Origin of the sequence: Amycolatopsis sp. NBC_01286 (assembly GCF_035982555.1) — a bacterium.
Taxonomy (GTDB): Bacteria; Actinomycetota; Actinomycetes; order Mycobacteriales; family Pseudonocardiaceae; genus Amycolatopsis.
Genome location: NZ_CP108428.1, coordinates 717457 through 736726, shown reverse-complemented (window position 1 = coordinate 736726; position 19270 = coordinate 717457). Strand labels below are relative to the sequence as shown.

Here is a 19270-nt window from a genome sequence, read left to right as displayed (position 1 = left end):
CAGCGACGACGTCGGCTCGTCGAAGGCGATCACCTTCGGCGGGGTGTCCGCGGTGAGCACGCGCAGGATCTCGACGATCTGCCGCTGGGCGGCCGAGAGCGCGACGCCGAGCGTCGCCGGGTTGAGCACGCCTTCGAAGCCGTACTCGGCGAGCGCGTCCTGCGTCGCCTTCAGCAGCGTGCGGCGGTTGAAGACCCGCGCCTTGGCGGGGAGCTCGCCGACGAAGACGTTCTCCGCCACCGAAACGTGCGGGATGATCTCGGGTTCCTGGTAGATCACGCGCACCCCGGCGGCCATCGCCGCGCGCGGGGTGTCGAAGGTGACCTCGGTGCCGTCGAGCAGCAGCCGGCCGTCGTCGGGGCCCTGGTCGCCGGAGAGCACACGCAGGAGCGTCGACTTGCCGGCGCCGTTCTCGCCCATCAGCGCGAGCACCTCGCCGGAGCGGAACTCCAGCGAGACGTCGTCGAGGGCGGTGACCCCGGAGAAACGCTTGCCGATGCCCTCGACGGCGAGCGCGGGAGCAGAGCTGGACATGATCGCCCTTCGAGCGGTGGAACCCGTGCCCGTCACTTTCACGTGAAAGTGACGGGCACGGGAGTTCGGTCAGGTGCAGTTGACGCCGGCCTGCTTGTAGTTGTCCTTGTTGACGATCGTGGTCTTCGCGATCGTCTCGGCGGGCAGCTCCTTGCCGTTCTTCACCTTGTCCACCAGCACCTGGATCGCCGAGCGGCCGACCTCGGCGCCGGAGATGTAGAGCGCGGACTTGTTGCCGGTATCCTTGCCGGCCGCCCAGTCCTTGCAGGTGAGGTACGCGCCGAGGCCGACGCCGATGATGTTGTTCGCCTGCACGCCCGAGTTGGCCAGCGCCGTCACGACACCGGTCTCGTTCTCGTCGTTGCAGCCCCAGACGACCCAGTGCTTGACGCCCGGGTTCGAGCCGATCACCGCGCCGGAGCGGTTCTGCGCGTCGACCGGCGAGTTGTCCGTGCCGACGTCGATCACCGGGATGCTCGGGTCGCCGGCCTTCGCGAACGCGGACTTGGCGGCGTTGACGCGGTCGGTGCAGACGCTGAGGTCCTGCTTGTAGGCGCTGATGATCTTGGTGTCGGCGGCGGTCCAGCCGGCGGCCTTGAACAGCTTCCCGGCCTCGGTGCCGACCGAGTCGCCCATCTGGCTGCCGTTGAAGCCGACGAACGGGGCCTTCGCGCCGGAGCCGTCCTTGATGACGTCGTCCGAGGCGATGATCGGGATGCCCGCGCTCTTCGCCTTGTCGATCACCTGCGGGCCGATGGCCTGGTCGGGGACGACGATGGCGACGCCGTTGGCGCCCTGCGCGACCGCGGCGTCCAGTTCGGTGATCGCCTTGTTGGCGTCCTGGCCGAGGTTGACGACCTTGAGCTCGACGCCGAGCTCCTTCGCCTTCTCCTGCGCCCCCTGCGCCTGCTCGACGAAGTACTGCTGGTCGCCCTGTTTCTGCAGGTAGTACAGCGTGATCTTGCCGTTGGCGGGCGCCTGCTGCGACGCCGGTGCTTCCGTCTTGCCGGAGGAGCAGGCGGCCAACATGGCACCGGCAATCAAACAACAACCAACAACGCCCCAGGTCCGTGACCTGTGCGGGTATGTGGACATCGAGTGCTCCCATGGGGGCCGGGGGTGAGTGTTGCGGGCGCGTGAACGCCGTGTGACTCGTATTACAAGACACTCGTTCGGGTGACGTCAAGACGCTCCGGCCTGGCAGTTAGCGGAGCGAGATCTACTCTGTGTGATCGCCGTGTCGCTCGGGCCCGGCCATTAATCGTATTAATTACCGCTCGACCTGCGCGTTGTCCGGTAGCTGTCCGGTGTGAGTGTTGTGATCGGTGTTGTCGACTGTTGCGCTGGTTGACGGAGGACGTCGCCCCCGAGATGTCGGATTCGCCCGACTGGGAGGATGACCGGACCACGTCACAAGGGGGATCGATGACGAGCTACCGCGTCGCCGTGCTCGCCGGGACCGCCGTCCTGCTGGCCGCCTGCAGCAGCCCGCCGCAGCAGCGAGGCCCGGCGCCGACGCCGTTCCCGGAGTCGTCGTCGGAGGCTTCGGCGTCGGCGCCCGACGGGTCGTTCAGCGTCGTCGCGACCGGCGACGTCCTGATCCACCCGGCGCTGTCGGACCAGGCCGAGGCCGACGGGCACGGCAAGTTCGACTACCGGCCGCTGCTGGCCGGGATCAAGCCGCTGATCTCCGGCGCCGACCTCGGCATCTGCCACCTCGAGACGCCGCTGGCGCCCGAAGGCGGGCCCTACAGCGGGTACCCGTCGTTCAGCGCGCCGCCGGAGATCGCGGCCGCGATCAAGGACACCGGGTACGACACCTGCTCGACGGCGTCCAACCACACGATCGACCAGGGCGCCGGCGGCGTCGAGCGGACCCTGGACGCGCTCGACGCGAACGGCCTCAAGCACACCGGCTCGGCCCGCTCGGCGAAGGAAGCGGCGACGCCGCTGATCCTGGACGTCCACGGCGTCAAGGTCGCGCAGGTGTCCTACGCCTTCGGCTTCAATGGGATCAAGGTGCCGGCCGGGAAGCCGTGGCTGGCCAACCAGATCGACGTCGACGACGTCCTGGCGGCGGCGAAGAAGGCGCGCGAGGCGGGGGCGCAGGTCGTGATCGCGAGCCTGCACTGGGGCGTCGAGTACCAGCACGACCCGACGGCCGAGCAGCGCAGCCAGGCGAAGAAGCTGCTGGGATCGGCGGACATCGACCTGATCGTCGGCCACCACGCGCACGTGGTGCAGCCGTTCGAGAAGGTGGGGGACAAGTGGGTGGCCTACGGCCTCGGCAACAGCGTCGCCCGCCACTCCGACCCGCGCGGGGACACGGAGGAGGGCGCGGCGGCCCGGTTCCGCTTCGTCCGCGACGGCGACCGCTGGAAGGTCGACAAGGCCGAGTACGTCCCGACCCTCATCAAGCTGGACGCCCCCATCCGCCTTCTCGACTTGTCGACATCCCCGGCGTCAACGCAGGTCACGAAGGCCCTGTCCGACACGGACAAGAACATCCTGTCGCTGGGAGCCGACAAAGACGGCCTCACCCGCCCCGGAAAGCCGTGACGGAAGGGTCGACACGCGTGATTGAGGAGTCGACACGCGTGATTGAAGGGTCGACACGGGCCATGGCATCGTGTCGACCCTCCAATCACGTGAGTTGGCGTTCTGATCACGCGAGTTGACCCTTCAATCACAACCTCAGTGGGTGCGGGTGGTGATCAGGCGGGCCAGGGTGGCGAGTTCGGCGCCGGCTCGGGGGTTCGGGTTCACCGCGGCGAGGTCGCGGAGGCCCTTGGCCAGCAACGCCTCGGCCTGGGCCTGGCTCCACTGGCGGCCGCCGGCCTCGTCGACGAGCGTGGCCGCGCGGGCCAGCGAAGCGTCGTCGAGCGGGTCCGCTTGCGCGTAGAGCTCGGCCAGCTCGGCGCCCGCCGGCGTGCCGGAGCACAGCGCCGTCACGACCGGCAGCGACTTCTTCCGGTTCTGCAGGTCCGAGTACACCGGCTTGCCGGTGACGTCGGGGTCTCCCCAGATGCCGAGCAGGTCGTCGATGTGCTGGAACGCCAGCCCGATCGACCGGCCGAACGCGCCCAGCCGCTCGGCGTCCTCGGGCTTTCCCTGCCCGGCCAGCGCGCCGAGCGTGCACGCCGCGCCCAGCAGCGCCGCCGTCTTGCCCTCCGCCATCCGGACGCACTCGCCCGGGGTGACGTCGTCGCGTTGCTCGAAGCCGAGGTCCGCGGCCTGGCCGTCGAGCAGGTCGAGCACCCCGGCCGACAGCAGCCGGGTGCTCGCGACGCCGCTCGGCGCGAGCAGCTCGAACGCCAGCGACAGCAACGCGTCCCCGGCGAGCACCGCCGGCCCGGTGCCGAACACCGTCCACGCCGTGGCCCGGTGCCGCCGGGTCGTGTCGCCGTCCATGACGTCGTCGTGCAGCAGCGAGAAGTTGTGCACGAGCTCGACCGCGACGGCGGCGGGGACGGCGTCCGCCGCGTCCCCGCCCACCGCCTCCGCGCACAGCAGCACCAGCGCCGGGCGCAGGGCCTTGCCGCCGTCACCCCGCGTCGGCTCGCCGTTCGCGTCCCACCAGCCGAAGTGGTAACCCGCGATCCGCCGCATCGACTCCGGCAGCCGCTCGGCCGCCGTCCGCGTCGCCGCGTCGACCAGGCTCTTGCTCCAGGTCAGGACGTCGGAGAGCGGCCGGGCCGCGGTGCGCGTGTCCAAGGTCGTCATCAGCGCCCGACCTCGACGTCGCCGAGCACGCCGAGCGCGTCCGGCACCAGCACGGCCGCCGAGTGGTAGGCGCTGACCAGGTACGACGTCACCGCGCGCTCGTTGATGCCCAGGAACCGCACGTTGAGGCCCGGCTGGTACTCGTCCGGCAGCGACGCCGGCCGCAGCCCGATCACGCCGGCGTCGTCCTCGCCCGTACGCATCGCGATGATCGACGTCGTGCCCGCGTCGGTGACCGGGATCTTGTCGCTCGGCAGGATCGGCACGCCGCGCCACGCGCTCACGCGCCGGCCGTCGAGGACCGTCGTCGCCGGGTAGAGCCCGCGTGCGGTGCACTCGCGCCCGAGTGCCGCGATCGCGCGCGGGTGCGCCAGGAAGAACCGGGTCTTGCGGCGGCGGGTGAGCAGCTCGTCCATGTCGTCCGGCGTGGGCGGGCCGCTGCGGGTGGTGATCCGCTGCTTGAGGTCCGCGCTGTGCAGCAGCCCGAACTCGGTGCTGTTGATCAGCTCGTGCTCCTGCCGTTCCCGCAACGCCTCCACGGTGAGCCGCAGCTGCTGCTCCAGCTGGTTCATCGGCTGGTTGTAGAGGTCGGTGACGCGGTTGCTGACGCGCAGGATCGTCTGCGCGACGGCGAGGTCGTACTCCCGCGGCGACGCGTCGTAGTCGACGTAGGTGCCGGAGAGGATCGGCTCGCCGTCGTGGCCGGCGGACAGGTCGATGCTCGCCTCGCCCCGGGCGTTCTGGGGTTTGCGCTCCCGCCCGGCCATCTCGGCGACGTGCGCGCGCAGCGACTCGGAGCGGCCGTTGAGCCGGGCGTACGCCGCCACCGGGAGGATCAGCGCGATCACCCGGGTCTTGGCGCGGGCGGTGAACTTCCACGTCGCGTCGTCGCGGGCGAGCAGGTCGGCGCCGAAGTGGTCGCCGTCGGCGGCGGTGCCCAGCAGCGTCTCGTCGCCGTACTCGCCGCGGCCGTGCTGGGTCACCTTGCCGTGCGCGATCAGCACCAGCGTGTCGAGCGGGTCGCCGGCGGTCGTGATCGTCGCGCCCGGTTCGTACTCGCGCTGCTCGAAGGCGTCGGCCAGCGCCGAGAGGGCCTGCTCGTCGCCGAACCCGTGCAGCAGCTCGAGCTCGGTCAGCTCGGCGGGCACCACCTGGACGCGGGCGCCGGTGTTGAAGAAGCTGAGCTTGCCGTCGCCGATCGTGTAGGTCAGCCGCCGGTTGACCCGGTAGCTGCCCGCCGGGACCTCGACCCAGGGCAGCTGCGAGAGCAGCCACCGCGGGGTGATGCCGCGCATCTGCGGGAGCGACTTGGTGGTGGTGCTGAGCGTGCGGGCCGCTCGGGTGCCGAGCGACAGCTGCGGCGGCGCCGGTTCTTCGGTGACTGTCAAGGTTTCACGCGCCGATCGGGTTCTGGGGCTTCAGGAGGACGGGCGCCCGCGGGCTTCGGCACGATCCGGGCGGCGGCCGTGCCCAGGCCCGTCGGCCCGAAGGCCGACGGGGGGAGGCCGGAGCCCGGACGCGGGGGCTCCGCGTCCGGCTTCCGGGGTGGCGTGGCGGGTTCGGGCATCAGCCCTCCCGGCCGATCTCGGCGCTCTCCAGGACGGCGAGCGCGTCCGGCACGAGCACCGCGGCGGAGTAGTAGGCGCTGACCAGGTAGGAGATGATCGCCTGCTCCGAGACGCCCATGAAGCGGACGTTCAGGCCCGGCTGGTACTCGTCGGGCAGCCCGGTCTGGTGCAGCCCGACGACGCCCTGGGACTGCTCGCCGGTGCGCATCAGCAGGATCGAGCTGGTGCGGGTCTCGGTGACGGGGATCTTGTTGCACGGCAGGATCGGGATCCCGCGCCACGCCGGCACCTGGTGCCCGCCCATGTCGACGGCGTCCGGGTAGATCCCGGCCTTGCTGCACTCGCGGCCGAACGCGGCGATCGTCTTCGGGTGGGCCAGGAAGAACCCGGGGTCCTTCCACACCAGCGAAAGCAGGTCGTCGAGGTCGTCCGGCGTCGGCGGCCCGGTGCGGGTCGGGACGCGCTGGGCGAAGTCGGCGTTGTGCAGCAGCCCGAAGTCGGTGTTGTTGATCAGCTCGTGTTCCTGGCGCTCCCGCAACGCCTCCACGGTCAGCCGCAGCTGCTGCTCGATCTGGTTCATCGGCTGGTTGTAGAGGTCCGCGACGCGGGAGTGCACCCGCAGCACGGTCTGGGCGACGCTCAGCTCGTACTCGCGCGGCGAGCTGTCGTAGTCGACGAACGTGCCCGGCAGCGCCGGTTCGCCGTCGTGGCCCGCGGAGAGCGTGATCTCCGCTTCACCGTGGTCGTTGCGGGCCGACGCGCCACCGGCGACGAAGGCGTCCAGGTGGGCCTGCAGGGTCTCCGACCGGTCCCGCACCTCCTGGAACACCTGGCGCGGCAGGCTCAGCACGGTGCACCGGGTGACGGCCTTCGCCGTGAACTCCCAGATCCCGTCGCTGCTGATCAGCGAGCCTTCGCCGAAGTAGTCGCCGTCGGCCATCGTGCCGAGCACCGTCTGGTCGCCGTAGGCGCCGGTGCCGACCTTGGTGATCTTGCCGTGCGCGATGAGGAAGACGTGGTCGGCCTGGCTGCCGAACTCGACGAGCGCGTCACCCGGCTCGTACTCGTGCTGGCCGAAGCGGCTCGCCAGCTCGTTGAGGACCTCTTCGTCGTCGTACCCGCGCAGCGGCGCGAGCTCGCCGAGCTCCGGCGGGATCACGCGGACCTCGGCGCCGGTCGTGGTGAACGTGACCCGCCCGTCGCCCACGGAGTAGCTCAGCCGGCGGTTGACGCGGTAGGCGCCGCCGGAGACCTCGACCCACGGCAGCAGCTTCAGCAGCCACCGCGACGAGATGCCCTGCATCTGCGGGACGGACTTCGTCGTCGTCGCCAGGGTCCGGGCCGCGGCCCGGCCGAGGCTCAGAGGTGCCTGTTCCGCGGTCGCGGAGTCCACCGGGTCGGTGACAGTCACAGCGAGAACCACCCATTCGTTCGGAGTCGGTGCGCGCCCGCCCTGCGGCGCGCGGAGTTGTGACCTGCGATTTTCGATAATGCGCGGTTGACGGCGCCGCGAAATCAACATATCAACCGGGCGGAGCCGCACAATGACACGATCGGGTCACCGGGATATTCAGCGGGCCCCGGTCCGCCCATTCCGGACACCTGCCGGCGGGGTGTCGGCCACAGTTGGTCACGACGGGTGCCCGCGCGTCACTCGGTCGGGAAAGTTCCCTGCTCGTAAGGGGAATTCGGAGTAGCGCCACGCGGTGGCGAGACGGACCCCGGTGCCGGTCGACTGGGCCGAACCGGCGATAATCGGAGCGCGGGTGCGGCCACTCGGATGATTCCCACAATACCAAGTTGTCCGCCCGGAAATGGCTGACTAACTTGAGCGGGTCCGGTTGCGGAATTCACCGGGCGGCGCGTCCCGCGTTCGGCGGGTGAAAGGACTCGGATGAACATCTTCCTGGCCGGCACTCTGTGGGTGGTCGGCGCGGCGCTCGTCGGCGCCGTGATCGGGTACCTGGTCCGGCGGTTCGGCTGGGACGAGGGGCGGGCCGACAACAACGACGCGGCCGGCCAGGTGTTCACCATCGTCGGCGGGCTGCACGCGGTGCTGATGGCGTTCGTGCTCATCTCGCTCTACGACTCGGTGGGCGGCGCGACCCAGGACGCGCAGACCGAGGCCGACAGCCTCGTGGCGGCCACCTGGGCCGCCGACGCGCTCCCGCCCGACACCGCGGACCGCGTGCGCCAGCTCGCCACCGCCTACTCGCAGACGGTCGAGCAGCAGGAGTGGCCGCGCCTGGCCGACGGCGGCGCGATCCCGGCCACCGGCTGGACGCAGCTGGACCAGATGCGCCAGGCCGTCGCGGCCGCGAACGTCGACGGCGACTGGCAGATCGACCGCAAGACCGAGGCCAGCAACCAGCTCTGGTCGGTGTACCAGTCCCGCACGCAGCGACTGAACAACGCCGGCGGTGGTGGGGTGGGCGCGGTCGTCTGGTTCGCGCTCGTCCTCGGCAGCATCATCACGGCGATCCTGCTGCCCAACCTCTTCGGCGGCACCCGGCTCGCCGCGCACATCATCATCGTCTCCACATTGGCCGGCACGATCACGTTGCTGTTGTTCGCGATCTACCAGCTGCAGAACCCGTTCAGCGGCGGCGCGAGCATCCCGCCGGACGCGTTCAAGTCGGCGCTGGAAAGGCTGGCTTGACCGGCGGGAGGGCCCGCTGGGCGGCGATGCTCGGCGTCGCCGCGGTGGTTTCGGCACTGCTGGCGGCGACGGGGTGGCTCGCTCCTTCGTCGCCGAAGCGCCCGGCGGCCCCGGCCCCGAACGGCTGCACGATCCTGCAGGCCGAGAACGAACGCAGCGGCGCGCCGACGACGTTGCGACTGCTGTCGCTGCCCGACGGCCTCACGAAACGCCTGACCGAGGTCGGGTACTGGATCAACGCGATGGGCTACGCGCCCGCGCAGGACGTGGTGTACGGCGTCGCCGACGGCACCCGCGCCGGCCGCTACCACGACGGCGCGCACGCCGTGCGCATCAGCCGGACCGGCGCGGTCACCGACCTCGGCGTGGTCGGCAAGGCGGGCACGCCGCACCCGGTGTGGAGCCAGGTCACCGGCGCCACCGCCGGCGTCGTGGCCGGGAACCACTGGTACGTCCGGCAGAACAGCGATCTGTACACAGTGGACGTCGATCCGGCGAGCGCCGACTACGTGCGCGTCGTGCACCGGACGTCGCTGCGGCCGGTGTCGCTGGCCGACGGCGTCGACGACTTCGCCTACGACCCGGCGGACGGGCTGCTGTACGGCGTCTCGACGTCGTCGCGCGGCGACAGTTCGGTGGTGACGGTCGACCCGTCGTCCGGCAAGGTCGCGGTGGTGCCCGGCCTGCAGCTGCCCAGCGGCGGCGCGTACGGCTCGGTCGTCCTCGGCCCGGGCGCGATCTACGCGACGGCCAACCACGAGGGCCGCCGGAGCGTGACGTACCGCCTGCCCCGCGACGGCTCGGGTCCGGCGGTCGAGATCTCGACCGGCCCGGTGCTGGCCAGCGGTGACGCGGCCGGCTGCTACGCCGAGGCGGCGGTGCCCCCGCCGCCGCCCCCGACCGAGCCGCCGCCGAACACGCCGCCGCCCACCGAGCCGCCGCCCAACACCCCGCCCCCGAACACGCCCCCGCCGAACTCGCCCCCGCCCAACAGCCCGCCGCCCAACTCGCCGCCGCCGAACCCGCCGACGCCGACCCCCACACCGAAACCGAAACCGAAGCCACCGCCGGAGCAGCCTCCGCCGTCGCAGCCGCCACCGGTGGAGGAACCGGTCGCGCCGCCGCCGCCACCGACCGCGTCACCGCGGGAAGAGCCCACGACGGCGCCGCCGACCCCGGCGCCCCCGACGAAGAAACCGCACGCCGTCCCGACGAAGAAGGCCGAACCCGTGGCGCAGGACACCGCCGTGCGGACGAAGGAGAAGCGCCGCTGGGGCCTCACGACGCTGATCCTGGTGCTGGGCGCCGGAGCGGTCGCCGCGGCCCGCCGCCACCGCTAGCACCGTGGCCGGGGTCGTGAGTGGTAATGCGGGTTAGAACCCTCATTACCACTCACGACGAGCTGCGGCAGACCACCCGGCGGCACCGTTAACGCCACGGTCTCCTCGAAGACGGGCGTTGTCCACTTCGGCCACTCAGACTCCTCCTCCGGCGCAGTCACGCGCCGGAGGAGGAGAAAACCGATGAAGCGGGTACGAATCGCCCTGGTGGCCACGGTCCTGGCGCTGCCGCTGGCCGCCGCGGGGCCGGCCTCGGCGCACGAGCACGGGCCGCGGGCGAAGGACGACCACTACCGCGTCCGCGCGGGGCAGACCCTGCACGACGACGTGCTCGGCAACGACCGCGGCGCCACCGCCGTCGTCCGGCACACCGCGGCCGCGCACGGCAGCGTCACGATCGGTGCCGACGGCGCGTTCCACTACACCCCGGCACCCGGCTTCCACGGCCGTGATTCCTTCACCTACACCGTTTCCGACGCGGTGAAGCTCTACCCGACCGCGCTCAAGCCGCTGGCCACGATCGGCGGCGTCCAGCTCAAGGGCGGCGCGTACGGCTCCGCGCTGACCCCCGTCCCCGGGAACCGCGACGAGTTCTACGGCCTCACCGACCGCGGCCCGAACGTCGACGCGCCCGACGGCGGCAAGATCGAGCCACTGCCCGCGTTCACCCCGGCCATCGGGAAGTTCCGGCTCCACGACGGGAAAGCCGTGCTGGAGAAGACGATCCCGCTGCGCGCCGCGGACGGCACGCCGTACAACGGCCAGGTCAGCCCGCAGGCCGACACCGGCGAGAAGATCGTCGACCTGAACGGCAACGTCCTGCCGAAGTCGGCGGACGGCTACGACTCGGAAGGCCTGGTCGCCCAGCGCGACGGCACGTTCTGGGTGTCCGACGAGTACGGCCCGTTCATCACGCACTTCGGCCGCGACGGCCGGGCGCTCGAGCGGCTCTCGCCGTTCGACGGCTCGCTGCCGGCCGAGCTGAAGTACCGGGTGCCGAACAAGGGCATGGAAGGCCTCGCGCTGACCCCCGACGGCCGGACGCTCGTCGGCGTCATGCAGTCCGCGCTGCAGCAGCCGGACCTGACGAAGAAGCCGGGCAACGTCACCACGCTGCGGATCGTCACCGTCGACCTGCGCACCCGCGCCACGCACGAGTACCTCTACCTGCTCGACGACCCGGCCACGACGGGCACCGCGGTCAGCGAGATCACCGCGCTGTCGGCGACCCGCTTCCTGGTGGACGAACGGGACGGCAAGCTCGAACCGGGCGCGTACAAGAAGCTCTTCGAGATCGACCTGGCCGGCGCCACCGACGTCGGGCCGCGGGCGGCGGGCTACGACGCCGTCAAGGGTGGCGTGCTGGTCGGCGGCAAGAGCATCGACGCCTACGTCGGCAAGGACACCACCGCCGACGCGATCAGGGACCTCGCCGCGGCCGGGATCACGCCGGTGGGCAAGAAGCTCTCGCTGGACCTCGGCGCGCTGGTGACCGGCCTCGACCCGGCCGGCGGCTTCTTCGGGCACGACAAGGTCGAGGGCGTCGCCACCACCGACGGCGGCCGGACGCTGGTCATCAGCAACGACAACGACTTCGGCATCGACGGCGTGACGAACGCGGCCCCGCCGTACGCGCTGCATCCGAAGACGCTGCCGGACGGCCGTCAGGACGACGGCGAGTACCTCGCGGTCGACACGACCCGGCTCCCGGCGGTCACCAGTACGGCGACGGTCACCATCGACGTACGGTAGCGATCAGTACTTGAACTGGTCGACGTTGTCGGCGGTGATGAGCAGCGGATCGCCCAGCAGGACGGTCTTCGACGGGGCGTCGTACTTCACCGCCGGCAACTCCAGGCTCACCCTGTTGACCGGGCTCAGCGGCTTGCCGTCGGCGACCTGCTTGGCCGTCCACGCGGTCAGCCAGCCCAGCGACTCGACGTTCCACAGCACCGACTGCGAGCACGAGCCGTCGAGCAGGTACGGCTTGATCGACTGCGGCGTGCCGACGCCGACGGTGAACACCTGGCCGATCTTCTGCTGTTCCTTCACGGCTTTCGCGACGCCCGGCGCGGACGTCGTGCACTCGCCGACCAGGCCGGTCAGGTCGGGGTAGCGGGTCATCAGCTGCTTGGCCAGCGCCGTCGCGGCGTCCTCGTCCTCCCCGGCGTAGACGGTCTCGACGATCTGGGCCTTGGGGTAGTGCGCGGCCGTGTACTCCTTCTGGACCGAGATCCAGCTGTTGAGGTTCGCCGCGGCCGGGCCGCACGAGACGATCGCGTACTTGCCGGCGCCGCCGGTCTTCGCCATCAGCGCGTCGGTGACCGCGGTGCCGATGCCCTCGGCGCTGGACTGGTTGACGAACACCTCGCGCTGCGTGCCCGGCGCGTCGGTGTCCGAGGTGAGCACGTGGATGCCCTTCGCCCGGGCCTCGGCGATCACCGGCGCGAGCGCGGCGGGGTCGTTCGGCGCGACGACGATGACGTCGACCTTCCGCGCGATCAGCGTGCGCAGGATCGTCACCTGCGCGGCCGGGTCGACCGACGCCGGGGCGGTCATCGTCCACTCGGCACCCAGCTGCTTCGCGGCCTCCGTCCCGCCGCTGTTCATCGCCTCGAAGTACGGGATCTTGGCGATCTTGGGCACGAACACGATCCGCGTCGGTGCCGGTGGCGGCGTGCTGCCGAGCTGTTCCGAGCAGCCGCCGAGCGCGAACGCCACGCTCAACAGCAGCGTCGCGATCAGCCGGGACGTCCTCGTCGGCCCTCGCATCCCCACCCATTCCTCACTGCTTCGGTGACGGTCTGCGCGCGGTGGAGACCCACGGCGAACGTAGGGCCCCGGGTAACTGTGGTCAACGGGATGTGCGCAAAGGGTTACGAAAGTGAGTTCTACCTGGCGGCTTTCCGGCGGGAGAACGCCTGGTCGGCGGTGTTCGCTACGCTGAGCGACACTGGATAGCACTCTGGGTAGCACTGCGGCGAGCTGGACGTCGCTGTGCGTGCTCGCCCGCGGTGTGGCCGGCGAGACAAGCACGTCGATACCCCTTGGGGGTATAGTCGCAGGCATGAGCGAACAGCACGGGGCTTCGTGGGCGACGGCGGTTCAGGCGACGGTGCACTGCCTGACCGGCTGCGCCATCGGTGAGGTGCTCGGCATGGTGCTGGGCACGGCGTTCGGCCTGCACAACGCGGCGACGGTGGTCCTGTCGATCGTGCTGGCCTTCGTCTTCGGCTACGGCCTGACGATGCGCGGCGTGCTCAAGTCGGGCCTGGACCTGGCGGCGGCGTTCAAGGTCGCGCTGGCCGCGGACACGGTGTCGATCGCGGTCATGGAGGTCATCGACAACACGGTGGTCGTGGCGATCCCGGGGGCGATGGACGCGGGCCTGGCCAGCGTGCTCTTCTGGCTTTCGCTGGTGCTCTCGCTCGCGATCGCGTTCGTGGTGACGGTGCCGGTGAACAAGTGGATGATCGGCCGCGGGCTCGGGCACGCGAAGGTGCACGCCCACCACCAGCACTGACGGCCTCGGGGAGGTGGCGGCCTCCCCGGTCGGGTCCTACCGGCTCGACAGGTCGACGGCGCGATCCACCTTGGCGCGGTCGAGCACCCGCAGGATGCCTTCGAGCAGGTAGTAGTCGGCGTACGGCAGCGAGATCTCGATGCCGTCCTCGGCCGGGCGGTTGCGGGTGCAGCGCGCGACCGTCGCCTCGGCCCGCGTCGACTTCGTCGTCAGGCACGTCTTCGACGTCGCGTCGAGGATCCGCAGCGCGCTGTCCCGGTACTGCGGGCGGTGCGTCTGCTCGGCCAGGTCGAGCAGCCCGCACGCCATGACCACGCCGGCGGAGGCGTCCTTGATGTCGTTCGGCGCCTGCGGGGCGAGGTAGTCCCACACCGGCACGTTGTCGGGCGTGAGCCGCGACAGCGCGTAGTCCGCGAGGCGCCGGGCCGTCGTCAGGAACTCCTTGTCACCGGTGCGCCGGTAGATCGTGGTGAACCCGTAGATCCCCCACGCCTGCCCGCGCGACCAGCACGACGTCGGGCTGTAGCCCTGCACGGTGTTCTGCCCGATCGGCGCCCCGGTGACGGGGTCGAAGTCGAACACGTGCGGCGTCGAGCCGTCCGGGCGGACGAAGTTGCGCTGCGCCGTCTTCGCGTGCGCGATCGCGACGTCGAGGTACTGCGGGTCCCCGGTCTGCTTGCTCGCGAAAGCCAGCAGGTCGAGGTTCATCATCGTGTCCATGATGACGCGGCCCGCGTCCTTCGGGTCGTCGAGCGCGCCCCAGGCCCGGATGAACTTCCCGGCCGGGTTGAAGCGCTTGATCAGCGACGCCGCGGCCTGCACCGCGCCGGCCCGCCACTTCTCGTCACCGGTGAGCCGCCACGCGGTGACCCACGACGGGTAGAAGAGGAAGCCGAGATCGTGCGTTCCGGTGTCGAACTGCCGCGGCGCGAGTTTGTCCGCGGACGCCAGCGCGAGCGTCTTGAATTGTTCGTCGCCGCTGTGCAGGTACGCCAGCCACAACTGACCGGGCCAGAATCCGCCGACCCAGTCGCCATTCTGCGAATAAGCCCATTTCTCGAACTTCGTGCCGGTCGGAAACGCGGTGACCCCGGGGGCCACGGCGCGGAGCTTGGCCACCGCGTAGTCGGCCGCTTGGCGGAGCGTCCGGGTGACGGTTGCCTGGTCGACGGCAGCAGGGGTACTCGCCGACGCGGTGGTGGAGGTGCTGGCGCTCACCGCCACCGCGGCGCCGGCCGCGGTGGTCAGCAGGGTTCTCCGGGTAACGCTCACAAGGTGCCCGCCATTCCGTGTGGGGAAATGCTCCAGGTGCCGGAAGTTTTACACAACGGACACGTGCTTGTACACCCGGCGGATAGTCGTTCACGGTTGTGAATTGATGTCCCGGAGAGCGGAATACGCACTGCGCGAAATGGGCGAAGGCCCGGCGGGGGATGCCGGGCCTTCGCTGTTGTCGCGGGGGTGAGGGCAGTCAACCACGCGACGATCGAGGCTCACTCGAGCCGCGGGCCGCTCAGCAGTGCGGGGCGACCGGGCTGTCGGAGCCGGTCTGCAGGTACGTGTCCGACACGTAGTGGCCGGCGCCGATGCGGTCCCAGATGTTGCTCGTACCGAACTTGCCGGTGACCGTGTCGCCGGTGGTGTAGCACTCGATCGTCACCTTGGCGTAGTTCGCCGCGAGGCCCTTGACCGCCGCCGACGTGCTGGCGCTCGCCCGGACGTTCAGCGGGTCGCCCGCGGTGCCGACCACGCCCGTCGGGCCGGAGCCGGTCCACAGGTACGTCACGTTCACGTAGCCGTTGTCGGACATGCCGAGGCCGTCCCAGAACACGCCGTCGGCGAGGTCGATGCCCGCCGGGTTCAGGACCGTGCGGCCCGAGTCGTCCTTCTTGCCGTTGTAGCCGTCGAGGTAGGCGGCCTGCGCTTCGGGCTTGCCCTGCGGCAGGTCCTTGAACTCCGCGCGGACCGACGCCGGGTTCCAGTAGTCGTCGTGGATGTTCCACGGGCCGACCTCCCACACCGGCGCGTACTCGCACTTGCTGCCGTCGGTGCGGCAGACGCGCGCGGTGTAGTTGCCGGTGCCCTTGGGGGACACGGACTTCACCGACGGGAACGAGACGAAGTGGTCGTGGCTGACGATCTTGTGGCCGTTGGCGGTGGTGCCGCCGACCAGACCTTCGCGGGTGCCGTAGACCTTGTAGGTCAACGGCGTCGTCGCGGCCAGCGCGTCGACCCGCGGGACGGAGTCCGCGCTGAGCGCGACGCTCCGGACGGCCGGGGCGACGCCGTCGGTGGTGCTGTGCAGGCTGATCCGCACCTGCACGGAACCGACGCTCGCCCCCAGCGCCGTGCCCGCGGGCGCCCACTCCGTCCAGTCGTTCACGCCGGTGCGGCCGCGGACGTCGACTTCGACGCTCGTGCCGGCCGGGACGTCGGCGCCGACCGCCGCGCTGACGCGGTCGGCCGGCCCGCTCAGCGCGTGCTCCGGCAGGAGCAGGCTGCCTTCGCTGCCCGCGAAGACCCGCGCGGTTCTGTGCCACGCCGGGTCGGCCAGCGTGAGCGTTCCGCCCGCGCCGGTGACGTTGACGTCGTCGCCGTCCACAGTGGACAGGTCGGCGGTCCAGCCGTTCGCCGCCGCGGTCGCCGCCTGGGCGGGGGCTCCGGCCAGCGCCGTCACCGCTCCCGCGGCCAGTACCGCCGCGGTCACGCGGCCGGTCTTCCTGATCCGGATCATCCCCGGTCTCCCTTCGCCCTCGTTCACTCGAACGTGGCAAAGCCTGGCGGGGGCCCATACATGATCCGTACAAAGTCACTCGCAGGCGAATCGGCCGGCGCGGAATGCCCTGAAGGTGCCCCCCATGGCTTTAAGCGCCCTGAGGGTGCCCCTCACGGCAAGCGGCAGGTGGCGAGCGGTCAGGCGGAGACGGTGTGCGGGGGTTCGGCCGGCGGTGCCGGGTCCGGCGGCCGCGTCGACAGCTCGTGCCACAGCGCCAGCGCGCGCTCCGAGTACTCCCGGGACCGGTCCGGCTGCGCCAGGGCCTGGTGCAGCTCGCCGAGCAGCTGGGACACCTCCGCCTCCGAGCGCCGGTCGCCGTTGCGGCGGTGCACCGACAGCGAGTTCACCAGCAGCAGTTGGGCGTGCGCGAAGTCGCCGCTGTGCAGGCACAGCTCGCCGAGGTTCTGGTTCGCGTAGCCGACGCAGTGGTCGTCGCCGAGCTCGGTGAAGATCGCGATCGCCCGGTCGACGTGCTCGCGGGCCGCGGCCAGGTTGCCCTGGTGCTGGTGGAGCAGGCCGAGCCGCTTGAACGCGTGGGCCTCGCGGTGCCGGTCGCCGATCGCCGCCGACAGCTCGAGCGCGTCGGTGAACCAGCGCTTCGCCGCCGCGTAGCAGCCGCGCGACATCCAGACCGCGCCCGCGCTGATCCGGGCGACGGCCTCGCCGTGCCGGTCGTCCGCCTCGGCGAACACCTTCAGGGCCTCGTGACAGTGGTCGAGCGCGCGGTCGCCTTCGCCCTCGATGCGCAGGATGGTGGCCAGCCCGGTCAGCGCGATGCCGACGCCCTGGGCGTCGCCGACCCGCTCGAACAGCGCCTTCGACTCCTCGAACGCCACCCGCGACCGGGCGTATTCGTCCTGGTAGAGCAGGTACTGGCCGACGTTGCGCTGCACGATCGCCTCGGCGCGCAGTGAGCCGGTGCGCCGGGCCGAGGCGAGCGCGATGGTGTGCGTGCTGTGCCAGTCGTCCTGGTGACCGCGCAGGTCGAAGTACGGCGTCAACGCGGACGCGAGCTGCCAGGCCAGGTCGTCGAACCCGTGCCCGGCGGCCAGCGAGACGGCCGCGACGCTGGTGGGCCGCTCGGCCGCGAACCACGCCGCGGTCTCGGGCGGCAGCACGTCCGCGGGCAGCTGCGGCCGGGGCAGCTCGTCGTCGCGGTACCTGCCGAAGAAGTGGATCGGCATGAGCCGCGCGGCTTCGAGCGCGAGCGCGAGGTAGCCCTCCAGCACGCGCCGCAGCCCCGCGCGCGTCTTCGCGGGATCACTCTGCTCGGCCAGCTCCACGGCGTACACACGCAGCAGGTCGTGCAGCCGGTAACGCGGCTGCCCGGCGGCGTCGGAGCCGACCAGCTCGACGAGGTGGCCGTCGACGAGCACGTCGAGCACGTCGTCGGCCTCGCGGCGGCCCAGCACCGCGGCGACCGCCCACGCCGGGAACTGCACCGGCCCGAGCAGCCCGAGCCCGCGGAACGCCGTCGCCGCCGACAGCGGCAGCAGGTCGTAGGAGAGCGTCACGCTCGCGCGGACGGCGAGGTCGCCGACGCGCAGCTCGTCGAGGCGCCGGCGTTCGTCGCGCAGCCGGTCGGCCAGCAGCCGCAGCGTCCAGCCCGGCCGGTGGGTGAGCTTCGCGCCGGCGACCCGGATCGCCAGCGGCAGGTGCCCGCACTGGCGCAGGATCGCCGCGGCGCTCTCCGGTTCCGCGGCCACGCGCTCGGCGCCGACGATGCCCTCCAGCAACCGCGCGCCGTCGGCCTCGGGCAGCAGGTCGACGTCCACCGGCTTCGCCCCGGCGAGCCCGGGCAGCCGCAGCCGGCTGGTCACCAGCACCGCGCACGCGCCGGCGCCGGGCAGCAGCGGCCGCACCTGCGCGGCGCTGCCGGCGTCGTCGAGCACGACGCACATCCGCCGCCCGGCCAGCCGCGATCGCAGCAGCGCGGCCCGTTCGGCCGGCTCGCGCGGCAGGCCGGCGTCCGGGATGCCCAGCGCGTGCAGCAGTTCCGCGAGCACGCCCATCGGCGCGCGCGGTGACGACGACGTGCCGGCCAGGTCGACGTGCAGCTGCCCGTCGGGGAAGTCGTCGCGGACGGCGTGCGCGACGCGGACGGCGACCGCGGACTTGCCGACGCCGGGCGCGCCCGACAGCACGATCACGGCGGGTGCGTTGCGCTCGGCCCGCTCCTTCATCAACGCGACGACCTCGCGGATGACGTCGTCGCGGCCGGTGAAGTCCGGCAGGTCCAGCGGCAGCTGGCAGATCGGGGCGAGGTCGGCGGGGCGCGTGGCAGGCACGCTTTCGGACACCACCAGCGTCGCGCGCAGCTCCCGCAGCCGGGCGCCCGGTTCGGCACCGAGCTCCTCGCGCAGCACCCGCCGGGCCGCGTCGAACGCATCGATCGCGTCGGTGGTCCGGCCCGCGGCGCGCAGCGCGACGATCAGCTGCGCCCAGAGTTCTTCCCGCAGCGGGTGTTCGGTGACCAGGCCGCGCAGCTCGGCGACGGCCTCGCCGCCGCGGCCCAAGTCGATCCGCGCGCGCAGCCGCTGTTCCTGCACCGAAAGCCGCAGCTCGGCGAGCCGGGCGACGGTCGCGCCCCAGCTGTGGTCGTGGGGGAGCCCTTCGAGAACTTCGCCGCGCCACAGGCCTTCGGCGCGGTCGAGCACCGTGAGAGCGCTTTCGGCGTCCCCGCGGTCGAGCGCTTCCCGCGCGTCGCCCGCCGCCGCGGTGAACGCGAGGTGGTCCAGTTCGCCGGGCGACGCGGTCAGCAGGTAGCCGGAGGCCCGGTTGCTGATCCGCTCGCCGAGGCCGGGGTCGATCTCGGCGAACCGCCTTCGCAGCGAATGGACGTAGGTCCGGATGTTCGCCGCGGCCGAGCGCGGCGCCGAAGCCGGCCACAGCACCTCCACCAGCACCTCGGTGGACACGACGACGTTCGGCTGCAGCGCCAGGGCGGCCAGCAGCAGCCGGGGCTTCGGGCCGCCGAGGGCGATCACCCGCCCGGCGGCGGTGACCTCCAGCGGCCCGAGGACGCGGATGGTAAGCGAGGTGGCCTCAACCTGCCCGATGAGTTCCCCCATGCCCGGATGCTATTTCCCGGCCACCGGGCCCGATAGATCCATTCGGAGTGTCTGCGCGCGGGTCCGGCGCTTTGTA

General features: G+C 71.5%; 13 protein-coding genes and 1 pseudogene. 5 read left to right on the top strand and 9 right to left on the bottom strand.

The genetic code is table 11. The annotated features are described in order from the left end of the window. Nucleotides 1-18: 18 nt before the first annotated feature. Together OG570_RS48230 and OG570_RS03410 are read right to left on the bottom strand one after the other, a co-directional pair. Nucleotides 19-489 (bottom strand): annotated as a pseudogene (locus OG570_RS48230) (ATP-binding cassette domain-containing protein); the annotation flags it as partial. A gap of 114 nt (nt 490-603) precedes the next feature. After that, nucleotides 604-1578 carry a substrate-binding domain-containing protein gene (locus OG570_RS03410; protein ID WP_326946729.1) on the bottom strand — a complete coding sequence of 325 codons (975 nt, stop codon included), beginning with the start codon at nt 1576-1578 and terminating at the stop codon, nt 604-606. A 381-nt stretch (nt 1579-1959) separates the two neighbouring features. On the opposite strand from OG570_RS03410, the gene OG570_RS03405 reads away from it, so the two are divergent. Then, nucleotides 1960-3093 (top strand): CapA family protein, encoded by a 1134-nt coding sequence (locus OG570_RS03405; protein WP_326955556.1) that lies wholly within the window; start codon nt 1960-1962, stop codon nt 3091-3093. Between the two features lie 135 nt (nt 3094-3228). On the opposite strand, the gene OG570_RS03400 is transcribed toward OG570_RS03405, so the two are convergent. The 3 genes from OG570_RS03400 to OG570_RS03390 all read right to left on the bottom strand — a co-directional run bounded on the left by OG570_RS03400 (nt 3229) and on the right by OG570_RS03390 (nt 7236). Next, a complete protein-coding gene (locus OG570_RS03400) occupies nt 3229-4257 on the bottom strand; it encodes a family 2 encapsulin nanocompartment cargo protein polyprenyl transferase (protein ID WP_326955555.1) in 1029 nt (342 codons plus the stop codon). Next, a complete protein-coding gene (locus OG570_RS03395) occupies nt 4257-5645 on the bottom strand; it encodes a family 2B encapsulin nanocompartment shell protein (protein WP_326955554.1) in 1389 nt (462 codons plus the stop codon). The genes OG570_RS03400 and OG570_RS03395 overlap by 1 nt, the downstream gene beginning before the upstream one ends. A 178-nt stretch (nt 5646-5823) precedes the next feature. Then, nucleotides 5824-7236 carry a family 2B encapsulin nanocompartment shell protein gene (locus tag OG570_RS03390; RefSeq protein ID WP_326946733.1) on the bottom strand — a complete coding sequence of 471 codons (1413 nt, stop codon included), beginning with the start codon at nt 7234-7236 and terminating at the stop codon, nt 5824-5826. 483 nt (nt 7237-7719) lie between these two features. Here OG570_RS03390 and OG570_RS03385 point away from each other — a divergent pair, with 483 nt between their 5' ends. From OG570_RS03385 to OG570_RS03375, 3 genes are all read left to right on the top strand, one after another. Then, on the top strand, nt 7720-8484 hold the full coding sequence (locus OG570_RS03385; protein WP_326946734.1) for a bestrophin-like domain: 765 nt from the start codon (nt 7720-7722) through the stop codon (nt 8482-8484). Then, nucleotides 8481-9824: a DUF6923 family protein gene (locus OG570_RS03380; RefSeq protein WP_326955553.1), complete on the top strand. Its 1344-nt coding sequence runs from the start codon at nt 8481-8483 to the stop codon at nt 9822-9824. The genes OG570_RS03385 and OG570_RS03380 overlap by 4 nt, the downstream gene beginning before the upstream one ends. 183 nt (nt 9825-10007) lie before the next feature. Beyond that, nucleotides 10008-11576 carry an esterase-like activity of phytase family protein gene (locus OG570_RS03375; RefSeq protein ID WP_326955552.1) on the top strand — a complete coding sequence of 523 codons (1569 nt, stop codon included), beginning with the start codon at nt 10008-10010 and terminating at the stop codon, nt 11574-11576. Nucleotides 11577-11579: 3 nt separating this feature from the next. On the opposite strand, the gene OG570_RS03370 is transcribed toward OG570_RS03375, so the two are convergent. Next, the gene (locus OG570_RS03370) at nt 11580-12596 is read right to left on the bottom strand and encodes an autoinducer 2 ABC transporter substrate-binding protein (RefSeq protein WP_326955551.1); all 1017 of its coding nucleotides are present in this window, start codon (nt 12594-12596) and stop codon (nt 11580-11582) included. Nucleotides 12597-12891: 295 nt separating this feature from the next. Here OG570_RS03370 and OG570_RS03365 point away from each other — a divergent pair, with 295 nt between their 5' ends. Continuing rightward, entirely contained in the window at nt 12892-13347 is a 456-nt protein-coding gene (locus OG570_RS03365) for a DUF4396 domain-containing protein (protein WP_323332394.1), read from the top strand. A 36-nt stretch (nt 13348-13383) separates the two neighbouring features. Here OG570_RS03365 and OG570_RS03360 read toward each other — a convergent pair whose 3' ends face one another. From OG570_RS03360 to OG570_RS03350, 3 genes are all read right to left on the bottom strand, one after another. Next, the gene (locus tag OG570_RS03360) at nt 13384-14619 is read right to left on the bottom strand and encodes a glucuronyl hydrolase (protein WP_326955550.1); all 1236 of its coding nucleotides are present in this window, start codon (nt 14617-14619) and stop codon (nt 13384-13386) included. 241 nt (nt 14620-14860) lie between these two features. Then, the gene (locus OG570_RS03355) at nt 14861-16081 is read right to left on the bottom strand and encodes a hypothetical protein (protein WP_326955549.1); all 1221 of its coding nucleotides are present in this window, start codon (nt 16079-16081) and stop codon (nt 14861-14863) included. Between the two features lie 179 nt (nt 16082-16260). After that, a complete protein-coding gene (locus tag OG570_RS03350; protein ID WP_326955548.1) occupies nt 16261-19194 on the bottom strand; it encodes an AfsR/SARP family transcriptional regulator in 2934 nt (977 codons plus the stop codon). Nucleotides 19195-19270 lie beyond the last annotated feature (76 nt).